This window comes from Rhodococcus sp. GQ147, assembly GCF_059759155.1.
Window position 1 is genome coordinate 56,158 of sequence record NZ_JCAXDU010000001.1, and the last position, 17,720, is coordinate 73,877.

Annotated in this window: 14 protein-coding genes; 3 read left to right on the forward strand and 11 right to left on the reverse strand. The window is 68.4% G+C overall.

Annotated features, from left to right (window positions below; translation table 11 throughout):
* Positions 1–57: 57 nt before the first annotated feature.
* Together aroA and rsgA are read left to right on the forward strand one after the other, a co-directional pair.
* Entirely contained in the window at positions 58–1,344 is a 1,287-nt protein-coding gene (gene aroA / locus AC6CID_RS00270) for a 3-phosphoshikimate 1-carboxyvinyltransferase (RefSeq protein ID WP_033097204.1), read from the forward strand.
* A complete protein-coding gene (gene rsgA / locus AC6CID_RS00275; protein WP_006550228.1) occupies positions 1,311–2,330 on the forward strand; it encodes a ribosome small subunit-dependent GTPase A in 1,020 nt (339 codons plus the stop codon). Before aroA ends, rsgA begins: the two co-directional genes overlap by 34 nt.
* Before the next feature lie 74 nt (positions 2,331–2,404).
* On the opposite strand, the gene AC6CID_RS00280 is transcribed toward rsgA, so the two are convergent.
* The 6 genes from AC6CID_RS00280 to AC6CID_RS00305 form a co-directional block, all read right to left on the reverse strand.
* On the reverse strand, positions 2,405–3,640 hold the full coding sequence (locus AC6CID_RS00280; RefSeq protein ID WP_006550227.1) for a fatty acid desaturase family protein: 1,236 nt from the start codon (positions 3,638–3,640) through the stop codon (positions 2,405–2,407).
* Positions 3,641–3,675: 35 nt separating this feature from the next.
* Entirely contained in the window at positions 3,676–4,989 is a 1,314-nt protein-coding gene (locus tag AC6CID_RS00285; RefSeq protein WP_039584798.1) for a fatty acid desaturase family protein, read from the reverse strand.
* A 31-nt stretch (positions 4,990–5,020) separates the two neighbouring features.
* Positions 5,021–6,151: a ferredoxin reductase gene (locus AC6CID_RS00290; protein ID WP_024101494.1), complete on the reverse strand. Its 1,131-nt coding sequence runs from the start codon at positions 6,149–6,151 to the stop codon at positions 5,021–5,023.
* A 110-nt stretch (positions 6,152–6,261) separates the two neighbouring features.
* On the reverse strand, positions 6,262–6,771 hold the full coding sequence (locus AC6CID_RS00295) for a DUF6912 family protein (protein ID WP_006550224.1): 510 nt from the start codon (positions 6,769–6,771) through the stop codon (positions 6,262–6,264).
* A gap of 3 nt (positions 6,772–6,774) precedes the next feature.
* Entirely contained in the window at positions 6,775–8,184 is a 1,410-nt protein-coding gene (locus AC6CID_RS00300) for a WS/DGAT/MGAT family O-acyltransferase (RefSeq protein WP_064060259.1), read from the reverse strand.
* The gene (locus AC6CID_RS00305; protein ID WP_498353515.1) at positions 8,181–8,669 is read right to left on the reverse strand and encodes an HAD-IA family hydrolase; all 489 of its coding nucleotides are present in this window, start codon (positions 8,667–8,669) and stop codon (positions 8,181–8,183) included. The genes AC6CID_RS00300 and AC6CID_RS00305 overlap by 4 nt, the downstream gene beginning before the upstream one ends.
* Positions 8,670–8,843: 174 nt before the next feature.
* On the opposite strand from AC6CID_RS00305, the gene AC6CID_RS00310 reads away from it, so the two are divergent.
* Complete coding sequence (locus tag AC6CID_RS00310) at positions 8,844–9,395, forward strand: Rv3235 family protein (protein WP_019288495.1); 552 nt, start codon at positions 8,844–8,846, stop codon at positions 9,393–9,395.
* 188 nt (positions 9,396–9,583) lie between these two features.
* Here AC6CID_RS00310 and secA read toward each other — a convergent pair whose 3' ends face one another.
* The 5 genes from secA to mtrB form a co-directional block, all read right to left on the reverse strand.
* Positions 9,584–12,436, reverse strand: a complete 2,853-nt coding sequence (gene secA, locus AC6CID_RS00315; RefSeq protein WP_498353516.1) for a preprotein translocase subunit SecA — start codon at positions 12,434–12,436, stop codon at positions 9,584–9,586.
* Between the two features lie 184 nt (positions 12,437–12,620).
* The gene (gene hpf, locus AC6CID_RS00320; RefSeq protein ID WP_024101500.1) at positions 12,621–13,289 is read right to left on the reverse strand and encodes a ribosome hibernation-promoting factor, HPF/YfiA family; all 669 of its coding nucleotides are present in this window, start codon (positions 13,287–13,289) and stop codon (positions 12,621–12,623) included.
* 235 nt (positions 13,290–13,524) lie between these two features.
* Positions 13,525–14,169: a ComF family protein gene (locus AC6CID_RS00325; protein ID WP_498353444.1), complete on the reverse strand. Its 645-nt coding sequence runs from the start codon at positions 14,167–14,169 to the stop codon at positions 13,525–13,527.
* A 52-nt stretch (positions 14,170–14,221) separates the two neighbouring features.
* Complete coding sequence (gene lpqB, locus AC6CID_RS00330) at positions 14,222–16,006, reverse strand: MtrAB system accessory lipoprotein LpqB (protein WP_072740422.1); 1,785 nt, start codon at positions 16,004–16,006, stop codon at positions 14,222–14,224.
* Positions 16,003–17,652, reverse strand: coding sequence for an MtrAB system histidine kinase MtrB (gene mtrB / locus AC6CID_RS00335; protein ID WP_498353445.1), 1,650 nt, complete (start codon positions 17,650–17,652; stop codon positions 16,003–16,005). The genes lpqB and mtrB overlap by 4 nt, the downstream gene beginning before the upstream one ends.
* Between the last annotated feature and the right edge of the window lie 68 nt (positions 17,653–17,720).

Consider the following 17,720-nt stretch of genomic DNA (forward strand, 5'->3'; position numbering starts at 1 on the left):
GTGACGGAACCGACACCGGCGCGCACCGGGTGGGCGAGGGTGCCCGCACCGGTCCGGATGGGCGAAGATGGTCGGGTGAGTCTGTGGAGAGCACCCCGCGCCGTGTCCCCGGTTCGAGCGTCGGTGACGCTGCCGGGATCGAAGTCGATCACCAACCGTGCCCTGATCCTGGCCGCACTCGCCGACGGGCCGTCCACCCTGACCGGCGCGCTGCGCAGCCGCGACACCGACCTGATGATCGGGGCCCTGCGCACGCTCGGCACGACCGTCACCGAGCGCGACGGCGGCACCACCCTCGACGTGACCCCCGGCCCCCTGCGCGGAGGCGAGGTCGCCTGCGGACTGGCCGGCACCGTCATGCGGTTCGTACCGCCGCTGGCCGCACTGGCCGACGGCGACGTGCGGTTCGACGGCGACGAACAGGCCCGCGTCCGCCCGATGAGCACCGTGCTCGACGCCCTGCGCGCCCTCGGCGCCGACATCGACGGCGACCGGCTGCCCTTCACCGTGCACGGCCGCGGTGCGGTGCGCGGCGGTTCCGTGACCATCGACGCTTCCGCGTCCTCGCAGTTCGTCTCGGGTCTGCTGCTGTCCGGGGCCGCCTTCGACGAGGGCGTGGTGGTCCGCCACGCCGGTGAACCGGTGCCGTCGATGCCGCACATCGAGATGACGGTCGAGATGCTCCGAACGGCCGGGGTCCCCGTCGACACCTCCGAGACCGACACCTGGCGGGTGCCCCCGACGACGATCAAGGCCGTCGACGTCACCGTCGAGCCCGACCTGTCGAACGCCACGCCCTTCCTCGCGGCCGCGGCGGTCACCGGTGGTGTCGTCTCGGTGCCCCTGTGGCCCGAGTCGACCACCCAGGCCGGCGACGCGATCCGCGGCATCCTCGAGCAGATGGGCGCCGAGGTGACGTGGGCCGACGGGACGCTGACCGTGCGCGGCCCGGGCGAATTGCGAGGCATCGACGTGGACCTGCACGACGTCGGCGAGCTGGCGCCGACCGTCGCGGCCCTCGCCGCGGTCGCCGCCTCGCCCTCCGACCTGCGCGGTATCGCGCACCTGCGCGGTCACGAGACCGACCGGCTGGCGGCGCTCGCCACCGAGATCGGTCGTCTCGGGGGTTCGATCACCGAGACCGAGGACGGCCTGCACATCGAGCCGACGCCGCTGCACGGTGGTATCTGGCACTCCTACGCCGACCACCGGATGGCCACGGCCGGTGCGATCCTCGGGCTCGTCGTCGACGGGATCGAGGTCGAGGACATCGGCACCACCGCCAAGACGCTCCCCGATTTCGAAGGCCTGTGGGAGTCGCTGCTGACGGGGAGCGACTCCTGAGGCGGCGGGAGTACGACGAGTCCGACGTCCGGGTCCGCCCCGGGCGCGGCTCGCGGCCGCGCACGAAGGACCGCCCGGCCCACCGCAATGCCGAGGAGGGCATGGTCGTCTCCGTCGACCGCGGGCGGTGGGGTGTCGCGCTCGGCGGTGATCCCGACCGGATCGTGACGACGATGCGGGCACGCGAGCTCGGCCGGACCCCGATCGTGGTGGGCGATCAGGTGGGTGTCGTCGGCGATCTCTCCGGTCGCCCCGACACGCTCGCGCGCATCGTGCGGGTCGAGGACCGCAGCACCGTCCTGCGGCGCACGGCCGACGACACCGATCCGTTCGAGCGCATCGTCGTCGCCAATGCCGAACAGCTGCTCATCGTGGTCGCGCTCGCCGATCCCCCACCACGGACCGGACTCGTCGAACGCGCACTCGTCGCGGCCTATGCCGGCGGTCTCGCTCCCCTGCTGGGACTGACCAAGAGCGACCTCGCCGATCCCGACGAGTTCGCCGCGCACTTCGCGGATCTCGACATCCCGGTGCTGCTCGTCGGTCAGGACGACGATCTCACCGCCCTGCACGAGCGGATCGACGGTCGCGTGACCGCCCTGATCGGGCACTCGGGGGTCGGCAAGTCGACACTGGTGAACAGGCTCGTCCCCGACGCCGACCGCGCCACCGGCGAGGTCTCCGGGGTGGGCAAGGGACGTCACACCTCCACCCAGTCGGTGGCCCTGCATCTGCCCGAGGGCGGGTGGGTGGTCGACACCCCGGGCATCCGGTCGTTCGGGCTCGCGCACATCGGGCCCGACGACGTCGTCGCGGCGTTCGGGGACCTGGCCGAAGCGGTCGAGGACTGCCCGCGCGGGTGCACGCATCTCGGCCCGCCCGCCGATCCCGAATGTGCCTTCGACTCGTTGGAGGGCAAGTCGCACAACCGGGCGATGGCCGTGCGCGAACTGCTCACGGCGCTCGCGTCCAACGACCCCTGGTGAACCGACGAACCCCGGCCGAACGCACGAACCCCGGCACCTGTAGGTGCCGGGGTTCGTGCTCGTTCTCGTGACCGTCAGCGCATGCCGAGCGCGCGGCGGACGAATCCGCGCTTGCGTGTCTTCTCGATGGTGGTGGCCAGACCCACGCGGCGGCCGGTGGCCGGATCGATCTCCGGCGCTCCGCCGAAGCCCCGCTCGGAAGCGGTCTCCGGGGCGGCGTCGCGGTCGTCCTTGAGGTACTTGTCGGGCAGCGACAGCTTGGCGATGGTGCGCCAGGACTTCCAGTACTGCACCGCGAGCGGGCCGGTGGTGTACGGCAGGTCGTACTTCTCGCACAGCTCACGCACGCGCACCGCGATCTCCGCGTACCGGTTGGACGGCAGGTCGGGGTAGATGTGGTGCTCGATCTGGTAGCTCAGGTTGCCGGTCATGAAGTCCATGACCTTACCGCCGGAGATGTTCGCGGAGCCGAGCATCTGACGCAGGTACCACTCGGCACGCGTCTCGGTCTCGATGTCCTGCTTCGTGAACTTCTCCGCACCGTCCGGGAAGTGACCGCAGAAGATCACCGCGTTGGTCCAGATGTTGCGCACGAAGTTGGCCGTGGCGTTGGCCCTCATCGTGGACTTCCAGGACTTGCCGGTGAGCGCCGGATAGATCACGTAGTCCTTGAGGTGCTGTTTGCCGAGCTTGGCGAGCACCTCCTTGCCGCGTGCCTTGGTGAGCTCGCGGTCGTCGCGCCCCTGGACGACCTTGCCGAGCTCGAGCAGCTGGATGGCGATGCCGTACTGGAACAGCGCTGCGAGGATGGCGTTGTACGCGACGTTGCCGAGGTAGAACGGCTTCCATCGCTGGTCGCGGGTGACGCGCAGCAGGCCGTATCCCACATCGTCGTCCATGCCGAGGATGTTGGTGTACTTGTGATGCAGGTAGTTGTGGGTGATCTTCCAGTGCGCCGACGGGTCGACGTTGTCCCACTCCCAGTTGGCCGAGTGCACCTCGGGGTCGTTCATCCAGTCCCACTGCCCGTGCATCACATTGTGCCCGAGTTCCATGTTCTCGATGATCTTCGACAGGGAGAGCATGCCCGTGCCCAGCAGCCACAGCGGACGCTTGTTCGAGCCGAGCAGCACGAGGCGCCCGCCGATCTCGAGGCCGCGCTGCAGCCGGATCGTGTTGCGGACGTACCGAGCGTCGCGCTCACCGCGGGACTCCTCGATATCGTGCCGGATGGCGTCGAGTTCGCGGCCGATGGCCTCGACGTCCGCCTCCGTCAGGTGCGCGTACTCCTTGACATCCGATATCGCCATGCGGGCTACTCTACCGTAGGTTACGGTCCCGTAGGTTAGCCGGATTCGGAGCTGTGGCGCGAATCACAGAGTGACGGAAGGTCGCCGGTGACCCGATTCACCAGGCGACGACGACGTTCTGCTACCGCATGCTCGGCATGGACCCGCAGCGCCGTGAGCAGACCCCGGTGACGTCCGGTGGACGCCTCGGTGACCACCGCGGGCGCCTCCGGGCGCCACCTGTCGAACTTGCGCTCGGAGGAGGTCTCGGGGGCGTCGTCGGCCGTCGCCTTGAGGAATCGGTCGGGCAACGCGAGCTTGTGGATCGTGCGCAGGGCGAGCCAGTACTGCCGGGCGAGCGAACCGGTCGTGTACGGCAGGTCGTACTTGCCGCACAGCGCCCGTACACGGGCGGCGATCTCCGGGTAGCGGTTGCTCGGCAAGTCCGGGAACAGGTGATGCTCGATCTGATAACTGAGATTCCCGGTGAGGAAATCCATCGCACGCCCACCGGAAATGTTTGCGCTACCGAGCAACTGGCGCAGATACCACTCTCCGCGCGTCTCGTTCTCGTAGTGTTCGGTCGTGAACTTCTCTGCGCCGTCGGGGAAGTGGCCGCAGAAGATCACGAGATACGCCCAGATGTTGCGGATCACGTTCGCGGTGAGGTTCGCCGACAACGTGCTGCGCCAGGCCGGCCCGGTGAGCGCCGGGAAGAACACCAGGTCCTTGACGACCTGCCGGCCGGCCTTCGCTGCGAATTCCTTGTTGGGCCCCGAATTCCACTGCACGGGCGGGACGCCCTCGAGTTCCTTCTTCGCCGAGAGGTCGTGCAGCGCGATCCCCCACTCGAAGGTCAGCGCGAGGACGATGTTCGCGATCGGCTGCGCGAGATTGCGCGGACGCCACTTCTCGTCGCGCGTCATCCGCAGGATGCCGAATCCCACGTCCTCGTCCATGCCCACGATGTTCGTGTAGGTGTGGTGCGCGTAGTTGTGGGCGCGCTTCCAGTGCTCGGACGGACCGGTCTGATCCCATTCCCACGATGTCGAGTGGATCTCGGGGTCGTTCATCCAGTCCCACTGCCCGTGCATCACGTTGTGCCCGAGTTCCATGTTCTCGATGATCTTCGCGAGCGACAGCGCAGCGGTACCGATGATCCAGCGCGACCGTCGACGCGAACCGAACAGCGCGCAGCGTCCGACCACCTCCAGCACACGCTGCGCACGGATGACGGAATGGATGTAGCGGGCGTCCCGCGGGCCGCGCGAATTCTCCACATCCCGTCGAATCGCGTCGAATTCGTTTGCAAGAGCAACGATGTCGTCTTCGGTCAGATGAGAGAACGCGCGGATGTCGGTGATGGCCAAGCGGGATCCTTCGGAGGTTTGCTGTCGGTGTCTACACGTCCAGTGTGCAGTCGCCGGCAGCGGCGGAGATGCAGGTCTGGACGCGTTCGCCTTCTGCGTGCTCCTTGCCGGATCGCAGATCGACGACGTGCCCCTTCTCGAGCGGCACAACACAAGTCTGACAGATTCCCATGCGGCAACCGAAAGGCATCAGCGCACCGACGCTCTCACCGGCCTCGAGAATCGTCGTGGCGCCGTCCACAGTGACGGTCTTGCCGGACTTCGCGAACGTGATCGTTCCGCCCGAGCCAGAGGTGTCGGCGCGGCTGACGGCGAAGCGCTCGAGGTGGACCTGATCCTCGATGCCCTCCGCGGCCCAGTGCGCGGTGATGTCGTCGAGCATCTGCTGGGGACCGCACGCCCAGGTCTGACGCTCGCGCCAGTCGGGGCACACCTCGTCGAGCTCCGAGAGCGCGAACTTGCCCTTCTCACGGGTGTGACGCACGTGCACGCGGAAGCGATCGTGGGTGGCGTCGAAACGCTCGAGTTCGGACCGGAACATCACGTTCTCGGCCGTCGGCGCGGAGTGGATGTGCACGACGTCGGGCAGGTCGAGTTCGCGCTCGACCGCACGCCGGTCGAGCGTCCGCAGCATCGACATGATCGGCGTGATGCCACTGCCGGCCGTGAGGAAGAGGATCTTCGCCGGCGGCGGGTCGGGCAGGACGAAATCGCCCTTCGGGGCGGCGAGGCGCACGACGGTGCCCTCGGGAACCCCACCGACGAGGTGGCTGGACAGAAAACCCTCGGGCATCGCCTTCACGGCGATGGAGATGACCTTGTCGTCCCAGGTGGGCGACGAGGTCAGCGAGTAGGAGCGCCAGTGCCAGCGACCGTCGACATGCAGACCGATGCCGATGTACTGGCCGGGCGCGTATCCGAAGTCGAAGCCCCAGCCGGGACGGATGACGATCGTCGCGGAATCGGGGGTCTCCTGGCGCACCGAGACGATGCGCCCGCGCAGTTCACGGGCGGACCACAGCGGGTTGACCAGATGCAGGTAGTCGTCGGGGAGCAGAGGGGTGGTCAGCCGGGCCACCGCGCCACGCAGGACGTTGGAGAGCGACTTCTCCCCTGGCGCGACGTGTGCCGCAGGCTTCTCGATCCATTCCTTCAGGCCCATCCGACCGTTTCTCCTCACTCCGGTTACGGCTCCGTAGGTTATCAGAGGTTACGGAAGCGTAGGTTGAGCGAGAGACGGTCGTCACACCTATGACGTGGCGATATGCGAGGTCAGAGCAGTTCGAGCAGGAAGGGCAGTTCCTGGGCCGCGTACCACGCCAGTTCGTGGTCCTCCGCGTCGCCGAGGACGAACTCGGCCTCCTCGTCGCCCAGTTCGGCGGCATCGACGATCTCGCGTGCCCGCGCGACGTCGGCCTCCGCCTCCTGCAGGTCGATGTGCACCGACGCAACCGCACGCATCGTGATCGGCCCGGCGAGCTTGACGACCGCATCGTCGAGATCCGGTCGCGGCTTCACCTCGTCGACGTCGGCCGCGATCACCACCCGACGCGACGCGAAGGACGGATGATCGTTCGGCTCCTCCGACCCGAGCAACCGCAGCGACGCGCGTGCCGCCTCGGCCATAGCGACCTCGGCGAGCTCCTCGTCGTCGCCCGCCGTGTAGGCCTCGCGCAGAGCGGGGGTCACCGCGAAGGCCGTCCGGCCCACCGCGTCGACCTCACCGTCGGCGACGAGGCCCTGCAACATCGCGAGCGTTGCCGGTACATAGACACGCGTCACTTCTCACCTGCCGGCATCCGTCAACTCCTCGAGAGATTCCTGGATCAGCGTCGCTGCCACGTCCACATCGGGCATCGCATCACGATCCGCATTCAAACCGTAGTAGATCTTGCCGTCGTAGGACGTCAACGCGATGCTCAGGGCCTGATTCTTCAGCAGCGGCGAGACCGGGAAGATCTCGAGCAGCCGGGATCCGGTGAGGTAGAGCGGGTGCTGCGGACCGGGCGCATTGGTGATCATGAGGTTGAACATCCGCTGCGAGAAACCCATCGCGACCCGGGCTCCCACCGCGTGCATCGTCGCCGGGGCGAAGCCCGACAAGCGGACCATCGTCTGCGCCGCCACCCGCCGCCGCTGCCGCGAGTAGGCCTCGCCCGCATGCGCGATGTGCGACAACCGGACCACCGCGTTCGGCTCCCCCACCGGCAGATCCAGCAGGAAGGACGACACCTCGCCCTGCGGGTGCACCTGGATCGTGTCGTTGTCGCCGCAGTCGTCCGGATCCTGGGTGTACACCGACATCGGGACCATCGCCCGCACCACCGTCGCCTCGGTGACCGGCTCCCCGCGGGAGAGCAGCCAGTACCGCAACGCGCCGGCGAGGACCGCGAGCACCACGTCGTTGATCGTGCAGCCGTAGCGGGAGTGGATCTTGCGGTAGGGCTCCAGATCGGAGCGCACCACGGAGAACCGACGGCTCCTCGAGATCTGCGTGTTCAGCGGAGTCTCGGGCGCCGACTGCGCTGCCGTGCGGGCGATCCGGCCGACGGCGTCGACGGTCTCGGTGAGGGTCGCCGTGAGATCGCCCACGGCCGATCGCACGGCGGCGATCCCCTCCCCCGGGCGCGCGACGAGTTCGGCGAGCGCTCCGACGAGCAGAGCGGACTCCGACGGTTCGCGTTCGGGCATCCACAATTCCTCGGGGACCTCACGCGGCACCGGCTCCTTGTCGAAGAGCACCTGGACGATGTCGAGGGCCTCCTCGCCGTCGACGAGCGCCGAATGCGACTTCGTGAACAGCGCCACCCGATCGTTCGCGAGCCCCTCGACGAGATACATCTCCCAGAGCGGTCGCGTGCGGTCGAGCGGTCGCGAGACCAGACGCGCGACGAGGTCGTGCAGCTGTTCGTCGGAGCCGGGTTTCGGCAGCGCGGAGCGCCGCACGTGGTAGGTGATGTCGAAATCGCGGTCGTCGACCCACACGGGTCGCGAGAGCCCGAATGCGACCTCACGCACCTTCTTCCGGTAACGGGGCACCTCGGGCAGTCGCTGCTCGACCAACCGCAGCACGCTCTCGTAGTCGAGACCGCCCTCGGGGGGTTCGAGGATCGCGAGCGACCCGACGTGCATCGGCGTGTTGCTCGTCTCCAGGTAGTAGTACGACGCGTCCTGCGCCGTCATCCGGCTCGTCATCGACCCCGTTCCCCCTCCTGACCCGAACCTCCCGAACATCGCCACCACGACTCGGCGCCGTCCGTGGCTCCGCTCCCGATCTCCTCGGGATCGAGATCGAAGAGTACGGCCAGTTCGCCCGGCACGTCGTGTGAACCATCATGGTGTACGCCGACCATCCCCGCAGCGGCGGCGCCTCGCACATTGCCGACCGAATCGTCGACGAAGACGCACTCGCCGGGTTCGAGGTCCAGCAGCCGGGCGACCAGCAGGTAGCTCTCGGGGTCGGGTTTGGCGACACGTGCGTCACCCGAGAGCACCACGCGGTCGACGAACGGACCCTCGAGATCGCGCAGCCACTGCGCTCCGGGCCCACCGGGATCGTTGCTCAGCAGGGCGGTCCGCACCCCACGCGCGCGCAGGACCGTCACGGCCGCGCCAAAGGTGTCGGGGTCGCTTCCCGGCCCGACCAGGACGCCACCGACGTCGAGTACGAGTCCTCGCATCACGACACCACCGTAGGTCCTGGACGTCCTGCTCGCGCAGCGCATCCCGCGCGCGTCGAACCGGGACCGTCGCCCGGAGATGTGGCATCATGTGCGCGGTTCGTCCTCTCCCGAACCGATCCGCCGTCACGGTGTCACCGTGACGATCCGTTCTCATGCCCTTCGGGAGAGCCCATGTCGCATCACACCGGGCGCTACGTGCGCCGCCTCACCCGCCTCGAACCTCCGGTCGAGGAGAGCTGCCACCGTCCCCGCAGCCACGTCGCCCGTCGGCCCACGCCGCACGACGGACGCTCGGGACGCGCCACGCTCCGCCGCGACGGAACCGGACGTCCGGCCGAGGGCCCGAGCATCGAAGGTCCGGCCACAGGGCCGAGCGACCGACCCGCGATCGTGCTCGATCCGGGTGTCGTGCGGGTCGCGGAGACGGCGGTGCGCCTGGTCCTCGAGGTCGTCGACGGCCGCCGTCCCGCGGTGCAGTCCACCACGGTCCTCGATCCGCGTCTCGTCGCGACGATCACCGCGGGCCGGCCTCCGCGTGCCGGACGCAGCACCGCGATACTGCTGCGGACGCGGGTGCGTCCCGTCGACGCCGACACCGTGGAACTGTTCGGCAGCTACGGTCGCGGGGACCGGGTGTTCGCCTTCGCCGGCCGGATGGTGCGCAAGCGTCCCCGTCCTCGTGCTCCGCACCGCTGGACGATCACGACCCTGTGGCTCGGGTGAGCCACAGGGTCGTGGGGTGATCGTGAGTCCTCGACTCAGCGCCTACGTGAGCCTTCGACTCAGCGCCTACGTGAGCCTTCGACTCAGCGCCTACGTGAGCCTTCGACTCAGCGCCTACGTGAGCCTTCGACTCAGCGCCTACGTGAGCCTTCGACTCAGCGCCTACGTGAGTCTTCGACTCAGCGCGTTCAGCGTCGCCGGTTGGTCTTCGCATCGCGCCGGGCCGCGGCACGACGCTCCTTGCGGGTGCCCGCCTGCCTGGGCGCGGAGCGCGCGTCGGAACCGGCGGTCGTACGCGCGACGTGGGCGCGGCCGTCCTCGTCGGGACCGGTGTAGGTCAGACGCCGCTCGGTCTCGTCGAGACCCTTGGCCCGCAGCGCGGCCGGTGCGGGCTCCGCCTGCGCCGCCGGAGCCGGCTGTGCCTGTTGTGCCGCCGGCTGTGCCTGTTGTGCCGGCTGTGCCTGTTGTGCCGCCGGGGCCGGCTGTGCGGGTCGGGCGGGAGCAGCCTTGGCGAGGCTCGGGGCCGCCTGCGCGGCGGCCGCCGCAGAGGCCGGCGTGACCGCCACACCCGCGGACTGCTGCTGTTGCGCGGCCTCGACCTGGAGGTTGAACAGGAATCCGACCGATTCCTCCTTCAGGCCCTCGAGCATCGCGGTGAACATGTCGAAGCCCTCGCGCTGGTACTCGACGAGCGGATCACGCTGCGCCATCGCGCGCAGGCCGATGCCCTCCTTGAGGTAGTCCATCTCGTAGAGGTGCTCGCGCCACTTGCGGTCGAGAACCGACAACAGCACGCGACGCTCGAGTTCGCGCATCGCGTTCTCACCGGCAATGGCCTCGAGTTCGGCCTCGCGACGTGCGTAGGCGGCGCGGGCGTCCTCGAGAAGGACCTCGAGCAGACCGTTGCGGTCGAGGTCCTCGTTCTCGGCGACGAGCGTCTTGTGGTCGACACCCACCGGGTAGAGGGTCTTGAGCGCCGTCCACAGCTGCTCGAGATCCCAGTCCTCGACGTAGCCCTCGGCGGTCGCACCGTCGACGTAGGCGGTGATCACGTCGGTGAGCATGTGCTGCACCTGACCCTCGAGGTCCTCGCCGCGTAGGATCCGGCGACGCTCCTCGTAGATGACGGTGCGCTGCTGGTTCATCACCTCGTCGTACTTGAGGACGTTCTTGCGGATCTCGAAGTTCTGCTGCTCGACCTGCGTCTGCGCGCTCTTGATGGCCTTGGAGACCATCTTCGCCTCGATCGGCACGTCGTCGGGCAGGTTCAGTCGCGTCATGATCGACTCGAGCGCGGCGCCGTTGAAGCGTCGCATCAACTCGTCGCCGAGCGAGAGGTAGAACCGTGACTCGCCCGGATCGCCCTGACGACCGGAACGGCCACGGAGCTGGTTGTCGATACGACGCGACTCGTGCCGTTCGGTGCCGAGCACATACAGGCCACCGGCCGCTCGCACCTTCTCGGCGTCGGCCTTCGACTCGGCCTTGATCCGCTCGAGGGTCTCGTCCCAAGCCGCCTCGTACTCGTCCGGCGTGTTGACCGGGTCGAGGCCGCGCTTGCGCAGCTCGATGTCGGCGAGGATATCGGGGTTGCCGCCGAGCACGACGTCGGTACCGCGACCGGCCATGTTCGTCGCGACCGTCACCGCGCCGGACCGGCCGGCCTGCGCGATGATCTGCGCTTCCTGCTCGTGGAACTTCGCGTTGAGCACGCTGTGCGGCACACCTCGCTTGGTGAACTGCCGCGACAGGTATTCCGACCGCTCGACGCTCGTCGTACCGATGAGGACCGGCTGGCCCTTCTCGTGACGCTCGACGACGTCGTCGACGACGGCCGCGAACTTCGCTTCCTCGGTCTTGTAAATCAGATCGCCCTGGTCGACGCGCACCATCGGGCGGTTGGTCGGGATCGGGATTACACCCAGGCTGTAGATCTGGTGGAGCTCGGCGGCCTCGGTCTCGGCCGTACCGGTCATGCCCGACAGCTTGTCGTACAGGCGGAAGTAGTTCTGCAGCGTGATCGTGGCGAGCGTCTGGTTCTCGGCCTTGATCTCGACGCCTTCCTTTGCCTCGATCGCCTGGTGCATGCCCTCGTTGTAGCGGCGGCCCGACAGGACGCGGCCGGTGAACTCGTCAACGATGACGACCTCGCCGTTGCGGACGATGTAGTCCTTGTCCTTGGCGTAGAGCTCCTTGGCCTTGATGGCGTTGTTGAGGTAGCTCACCAGCGGCGAGTTGGCCGCCTCGTACAGGTTGTCGATGCCGAGCTGGTCCTCGACGAACTCGACGCCGGCCTCGTGCACACCGACGGTCCGCTTGCGGATGTCGATCTCGTAGTGCACCTCGGGCTTGAGCAACTTGGCGATGCGCGCGAACTCGGAGTACCACTTGCTCGACGCGTCGGCGGGACCCGAGATGATCAGCGGGGTCCGGGCCTCGTCGATGAGGATCGAATCGACCTCGTCGACGATCGCGAAGTTGTGGCCACGCTGGACGAGATCGTCGAGCGAGTGCGTCATGTTGTCGCGCAGGTAGTCGAAACCGAACTCGTTGTTGGTGCCGTAGGTGATGTCCGCGGAGTAGGCCGCGCGGCGCTGGGCCGGGGTCATGCCGGACAGGATCACGTCGGTCTCGAGTCCGAGGGAACGGTGCACGCGGCCCATCCACTCGGCGTCGCGCTTGGCGAGGTAGTCGTTCACGGTGACGACGTGGACGCCGTCGCCGGAGATCGCGTTGAGGTAGGCCGGCAGCACGCAGGTGAGGGTCTTGCCCTCACCGGTCTTCATCTCGGAGATGTTGCCGAAGTGCAGCGCCGCGCCACCCATGATCTGGACGAGATAGTGCTTCTGGCCGAGCACACGGAAGGACGCCTCCCGGGCGGTCGCGAAGGCTTCCGGAAGCAGATCGTCGAGCGTCTCGCCATCCTGGTAGCGGCTCCGGAACTCGTCCGTCTTGGCCCGGAGCTCGGCGTCGGTCAGGGCCTCGAAGTCCGGGGAGAGGGAATCGACATGCTCGGCGATGTGCTTGAGCCGCTTGACCATGCGACCTTCACCGATCCGGAGCAGCTTCGTCAGCGACAGCACTGGTGTGTTCGTCCTCAATCTCGGGTACCTGCACGGACAAGAAATCCGGCCGAGGCCTTATCGGACCCCGGCCGGATTCCATGGTAGGCGCTGCGCGGGAGTGACCGCGATGGCGAGGTGCCTTCGGTCACTCCCGGCAGTGTCACACGAGCCTGATCAGACCGTAGTCGAAGGCGTGTCGCCGGTAGACCACGGACGGCTTGTCCGTCTCCTTGTCGTGGAACAGGTAGAAGTCGTGACCGACGAGTTCCATCTCGTAGAGGGCGTCGTCGACGGTCATCGGCGCAGCGTTGTGTTCCTTCGTCCGGACGATGCGACCGGGACCGTCCTGAGGCTCCTTCTCGCTGTCGCCGAGCGACAGGTCGGGCGAGATCGCGAGCTCGTCATCCTGGGCGAGGGCCGCGGTGGCTTCCGCCACGGACACGGGCGTCTTCTCACCGTAGGAGACCTTGCGGCGCTCCTTCGTCCGTCGCAGGCGCGATTCGAGCTTGCTGATCACAGACTCGAAGGCAGCGTAGAAGCTGTCGGCACTGGCCTCGGCGCGTACGACAGGTCCCTTTCCGCGGGCAGTGATCTCGACCCGCTGACAACTCTTCCTCTGACGCCTGTTGCGTTCGTGTTGCAACTCGACGTCGAAGATGAAGATCGTCGGATCGAAACGTTCGAGCCGAGCGAGTTTCTCGGAGACGTAGATCCGGAAGTGATCGGGGACCTCGACGTTGCGTCCTTTCACGACAACGTCGGCACGTGGGCCTTCCGTGGCTGCATCGGCCTCTGCAACGGAACCTCTGGACTTCGAAGGGGTCGTCACGCGTACCTCCCGAGTTACGGCCGGCGCAGCCCGCGCGCCGGCATGATGTATGAGCGCGAGAGCGCGCTCACCCGGAATCGGAAGAACAGGCGTTTCCACCCGTCTACCTTGTTGTTTCCGGGTCTGATGGCGACGGTAGTACGTAACGCGGAGGTGTGCCACCGTTCCCGCGCGATTTCCCATCGCGTCGCCTTCCGGTCACTCGGTGAGGTACTTTCCGGGCCCGTCCGCGGGCTCACGCGTGGGCGACCACGAGCACTCCGAGAGGGTCGAATCCGGCGCGTCGGAGTGCCCGCACCGACTCGCGCGCGGTGGTTCCGGTGGTGAGCACGTCGTCGACGACGAGGACCGGGATCGTGCGCGGCAGACCGTCGGCGCGCACCCCGACACGGCCGGCGAGGTTGCGCTGCCTGTCGGCTGCCGAGAGCCCCACCGAATCACGCACCCCGGCCGCCACACTCAGGATCGGATGCACGTGGAGGCGACGGTCGTGGGTCGCGGCGGCCCGGGCGGCACGCGTGACGGGATCGCCTCCGCGTGCCCGCGCCGCACGCGTCCGGGTGGGGGCGGGCGTCACGATCAAGGGACCCTCGGGCAGCTCGCTCCATCGGCGCAGCCGCGCGATCGCGACGGCCCACGCGAGCCCGAGCGGCTCGGCGAGATCCCGGCGGGCACGCTCCTTCGCGACGATCACCGCGCGGCGCCTGGGGCCGGTGTACGGGCCCAGGCTCCACACCGGGGTCCCGGGGTCGACGCGCGGCGCGACGGCCACGGGGTGATCGGAGAGCTCGCGTGCGCACGCCCGGCACCAGCTCGCTCCGAGAGCGGCGCACCCACCGCACCGGGCGGGCAGGACGAGATCGAGAAAGGCGGTGAGCACACCGGGAGTGTGCCCGAAGTCACCGACGCCTGGGCGTCACCGTCGGCACGCTCTAGCCGGGAAGGACCGGGATCGCCGCCATCCCGGCCAGTCCGGGTACCTCGCGCCAGTACCGGTCGCCCGCGGGATCGCGGTTGTTGAGCTGGAAGACCGTCCGGGAATCGGCGACGAACTCGCTGGCCGTCGACGCCTCCACGGCCACCACCGGAGGGGTGAGATTGCGGCTCGGGAGTGCGTCGATGCGTGAGCCGTCCACCGCGACCTGCACGACGGGCACGTCGGCCGACGCGCGGGAGACGACGATCGTGTCGGCCGTGCTCCAGTCCAAGGCGAGCGCGGGACCACCGAGACCGAAGCCGATCTCGCGCGGATTGGTGAGCGAGTACTCGCCGGTCGTGGTCGGCACGACGGTCGCGACGAAGACCCGCCCGTCGATGATCATGGCGGCGCGGACACCGTCGCGCGACAGGCGCAGTTCGGTGATGCGGTCGCCGAGACCGCGGACCGCGCCCGCCTCCACCCCGACGACGGTGACCCGCCCGGTGCCGGGTTCGCGCACCGCGCGCACCACCGAGGTCCCGTTGACGACCGCCCACACCGAATTGTTGTTGGGAGACCAGGACGGCCGGGTGATCGACTCGCCGTCGACCGCCGGCTCGGCACCGCCCTCGCTGTAGGCCCCCACCATGAGTTGCACGGCCGGTTCCGGTGCCGGTTTGCCGGTGTTCTCGACTGCGGCGACGAGCTCTCCGTCCAGCGACAGGGCGACCGACTGCAGGTCGTCGGACGCACCGAAGAAGCTGCGTACGGGGGTCACACCCGTCTCTGCGACGCTCACCAGCGCGCCGTCGAGCAGCGCGTGCAGGCCCACCGTCACGCTCGATGCGGCAAGGGGGTTCATCGATGCCACGTCGGCGGTGGTCCACCCGTTCGGGAACCGTTCGTCGAGGGGCTGGCCGTCGGCGAGGAGCTGGTACGGGCCGCTGATGTCTGCGTTGGCGAGGGTCCAGATCACCTGCGCGGCGAGCAATTCGCGATCCTGCCGGCCCATCGAGCCGACCCCCTGGAAGTCGATGCGGATACCGCCGAGTCCGACGCCGACGTCGGTCGTGCGGCCGTCCGCCTTCGTCACCGAGCCGATGACGGTGACGTCCTCGAGGAGATTCTTGACCGCAGGCGCGAGGACCTCTTTCGGCCCTTCGACGAGCAACCCGATCAACTGCGACGCCGTCTGTTCGGGGGTACCCGTGATCCAGCGGGGGTCGGGGACGACGGCGGTGCCGGTCGGGTCGAGGAAGTACAGCGAGCGGCGCTGATAGGTGTTGAGGAAGCGCGGGCGGTCCATGATGACGCCGGCCGGCAACCGGTCGATGCGCCACTCCCCGTCCGTGCGGACCAGGGAGAACCGCGCCTCGAACTCCCCGTCGGCGGGACGGTAGATGCCGCCCTCCTCGAGGTAGCCGACGGTGCTGGCCCGCACCACGTAGGTGGCGCTGTCGCCGTCGCGTTCCTCGACGAGGACGTCGACCTTGTCGACGATCGTCGCGCTCGCCGCGTCGTCCCAGGACTCGGACATCGTGGGGGTGAGGAACTGCCGGGCCGCGCGGTGGCGGTTGGTCGGATCCGTGCTCGCCTGCAGGAAGTCGCGCAGGAGCAGGTCGGGCTCGCGACCGGGCACGGGAGCGGCGACCTCGGTGGTCGCGGGGCCGCGTTCAAGGGTTCCGATGGCCTGCGGTGACGACGAATCTGGCAGCGTGGCGCATCCCGACAGCACGAGTCCGGCCACGGTCAGGAGTACGACGAGCACGCCCGCTGCACGCGGAGTCGAGCGGCTCATGTATTGGCTCCTTCGGACGATGTGCTCGCAGGGTCGGTCGGGATCTCTCCCGTCGAAGGCCGCTCCGGGGTGTCGTCACCCGGCGGGGGCTTGCCCTGCACGGCCTTCGCGGCGCTGGGTACGAGAGGCAGGGGGCTGCGACCCACCTTACGTCCGCGTTCGCGCGGGAGGGTGAGCCGGAAGCTGGCACCTCGTCCCGGTTCGCCCCACGCTTCGAGCTTGCCGTTGTGCAGGTTGGCGTCCTCGACGCTGATCGCGAGACCGAGGCCGGTGCCGCCGGAGCGCCGGACCCGCGACGGATCGGAGCGCCAGAACCGGTTGAAGACGAGTTTCTCCTCCCCCGGTCGCAGGCCCACGCCCTGATCGCGCACGACGAAGGCCGCGGCCGCGTCGTCGGCGCGCAACCGCAGCAGGATGGGTTTGCCCTCGCCGTGATCGATCGCGTTGGCGAGCAGGTTGCGCAGGATGCGTTCGACGCGGCGCGGATCGACGTCGGCCTCGACGGACTCGTCCGGAAGGTCGACGATGAGCTCGGTGGCGGTCTCGCGGGCGAGGTGCCGCACGGTCGAGACGGCGGCACGCGCGCACATCCGCAGATCGAGTCGTTCGGAGGCGAGTTCGGCGACACCCGCGTCGTGCCGGCTGATCTCGAGCAGATCGTTGAGGAGGCCCTCGAAGCGGTCGAGTTCGGCGACGAGCAGTTCGGAGGACCGCTTGAGGACGGGGTCGAGCTCGTTGCTGCCGTCGTGGATGAGGTCGGCGGCCATACGGACGGTCGTGAGCGGGGTGCGCAGTTCGTGGCTCACATCGGAGGTGAACCGTTTCTGCAGGTTGCCGTACTCCTCGAGCTGGGTGATCTGCCGCGACAGGCTCTCGGCCATCTCGTTGAACGACATCGCCAGGCGCGCCATGTCGTCCTCACCGCGGACCGGCATGCGTTCCTTGAGCCGTCCGTCGGCGAAGCGCACGGCGATCCGGGAGGCCGACCGGATGGGCAGCACGACTTGCCGCGCGACGATCATCGAGATCGCGGCCAGCAGCACGAGCAGGACCACGGCACCGACGAGCAGGGTGCCGCGGACGAGGGCGAGGGTGCGTTCCTCACCGCCGAGCGGGAAGACGAGATACAGCTCGAGTGTCGAGATGTCGGAGTCGGTGGGGCTGCCCATGATCAGGGCCGGCCCGGTGTAGCCGTCGGGATCGGCGACCGTCGCGAACTGGTACGCGATCTGCCCGTTCTGGACGAAGGCACGCAGGTTCTGCGGGATCTGGTCGGCGGGCCCGCTCGAGGTGGGGGCCCGCGGACCGTCGCCGGGAACGATCAGGACGGGGTCGAAGGTTCCGGCGACGCCGGTGTCCTGTCCCCCGTCGCTGCCACGGCTGGTGAGGATCGCCGCGGCACCGTCGAGGCGGACCGCGAGCGAACCGGAGTCGTCGGCGCCCGCGAGTTGTCCCTCGACGAGTGCGCGCGAGCGATCCATTTCCTCGGTCGCCGCGTCGATCTTCACTTCGAGCAGTCGGTCGGTGATCTGGCTCGTGAGTACCACTCCGAGCACGAACATGACGATCAGCGACAGCGTGAGGGTCGAGGTCACGACCCGGAGCTGCAGGGATCGTCGCCAGGTGTGCGCGAGTCGGCTGCTCATCGACCGCGACCACCTCACCAGCGGCAGCGTCCTACGCGTGATACGCCGCCGAAGCCGGTAGGTTCGAA

Coding starts and splice junctions, on each gene's coding strand:
- AC6CID_RS00305 (WP_498353515.1), bottom strand. CDS start 8,669: ATGCGAGGACTCGTACTCGACGTCGGTGGCGTCCTGGTCGGGCCGGGA.
- lpqB (WP_072740422.1), bottom strand. CDS start 16,006: ATGAGCCGCTCGACTCCGCGTGCAGCGGGCGTGCTCGTCGTACTCCTG.
- AC6CID_RS00300 (WP_064060259.1), bottom strand. CDS start 8,184: ATGACGAGCCGGATGACGGCGCAGGACGCGTCGTACTACTACCTGGAG.
- secA (WP_498353516.1), bottom strand. CDS start 12,436: ATGGTCAAGCGGCTCAAGCACATCGCCGAGCATGTCGATTCCCTCTCC.
- aroA (WP_033097204.1), top strand. CDS start 58: ATGGGCGAAGATGGTCGGGTGAGTCTGTGGAGAGCACCCCGCGCCGTG.
- AC6CID_RS00310 (WP_019288495.1), top strand. CDS start 8,844: ATGTCGCATCACACCGGGCGCTACGTGCGCCGCCTCACCCGCCTCGAA.
- mtrB (WP_498353445.1), bottom strand. CDS start 17,652: ATGAGCAGCCGACTCGCGCACACCTGGCGACGATCCCTGCAGCTCCGG.
- AC6CID_RS00280 (WP_006550227.1), bottom strand. CDS start 3,640: ATGGCGATATCGGATGTCAAGGAGTACGCGCACCTGACGGAGGCGGAC.
- AC6CID_RS00290 (WP_024101494.1), bottom strand. CDS start 6,151: ATGGGCCTGAAGGAATGGATCGAGAAGCCTGCGGCACACGTCGCGCCA.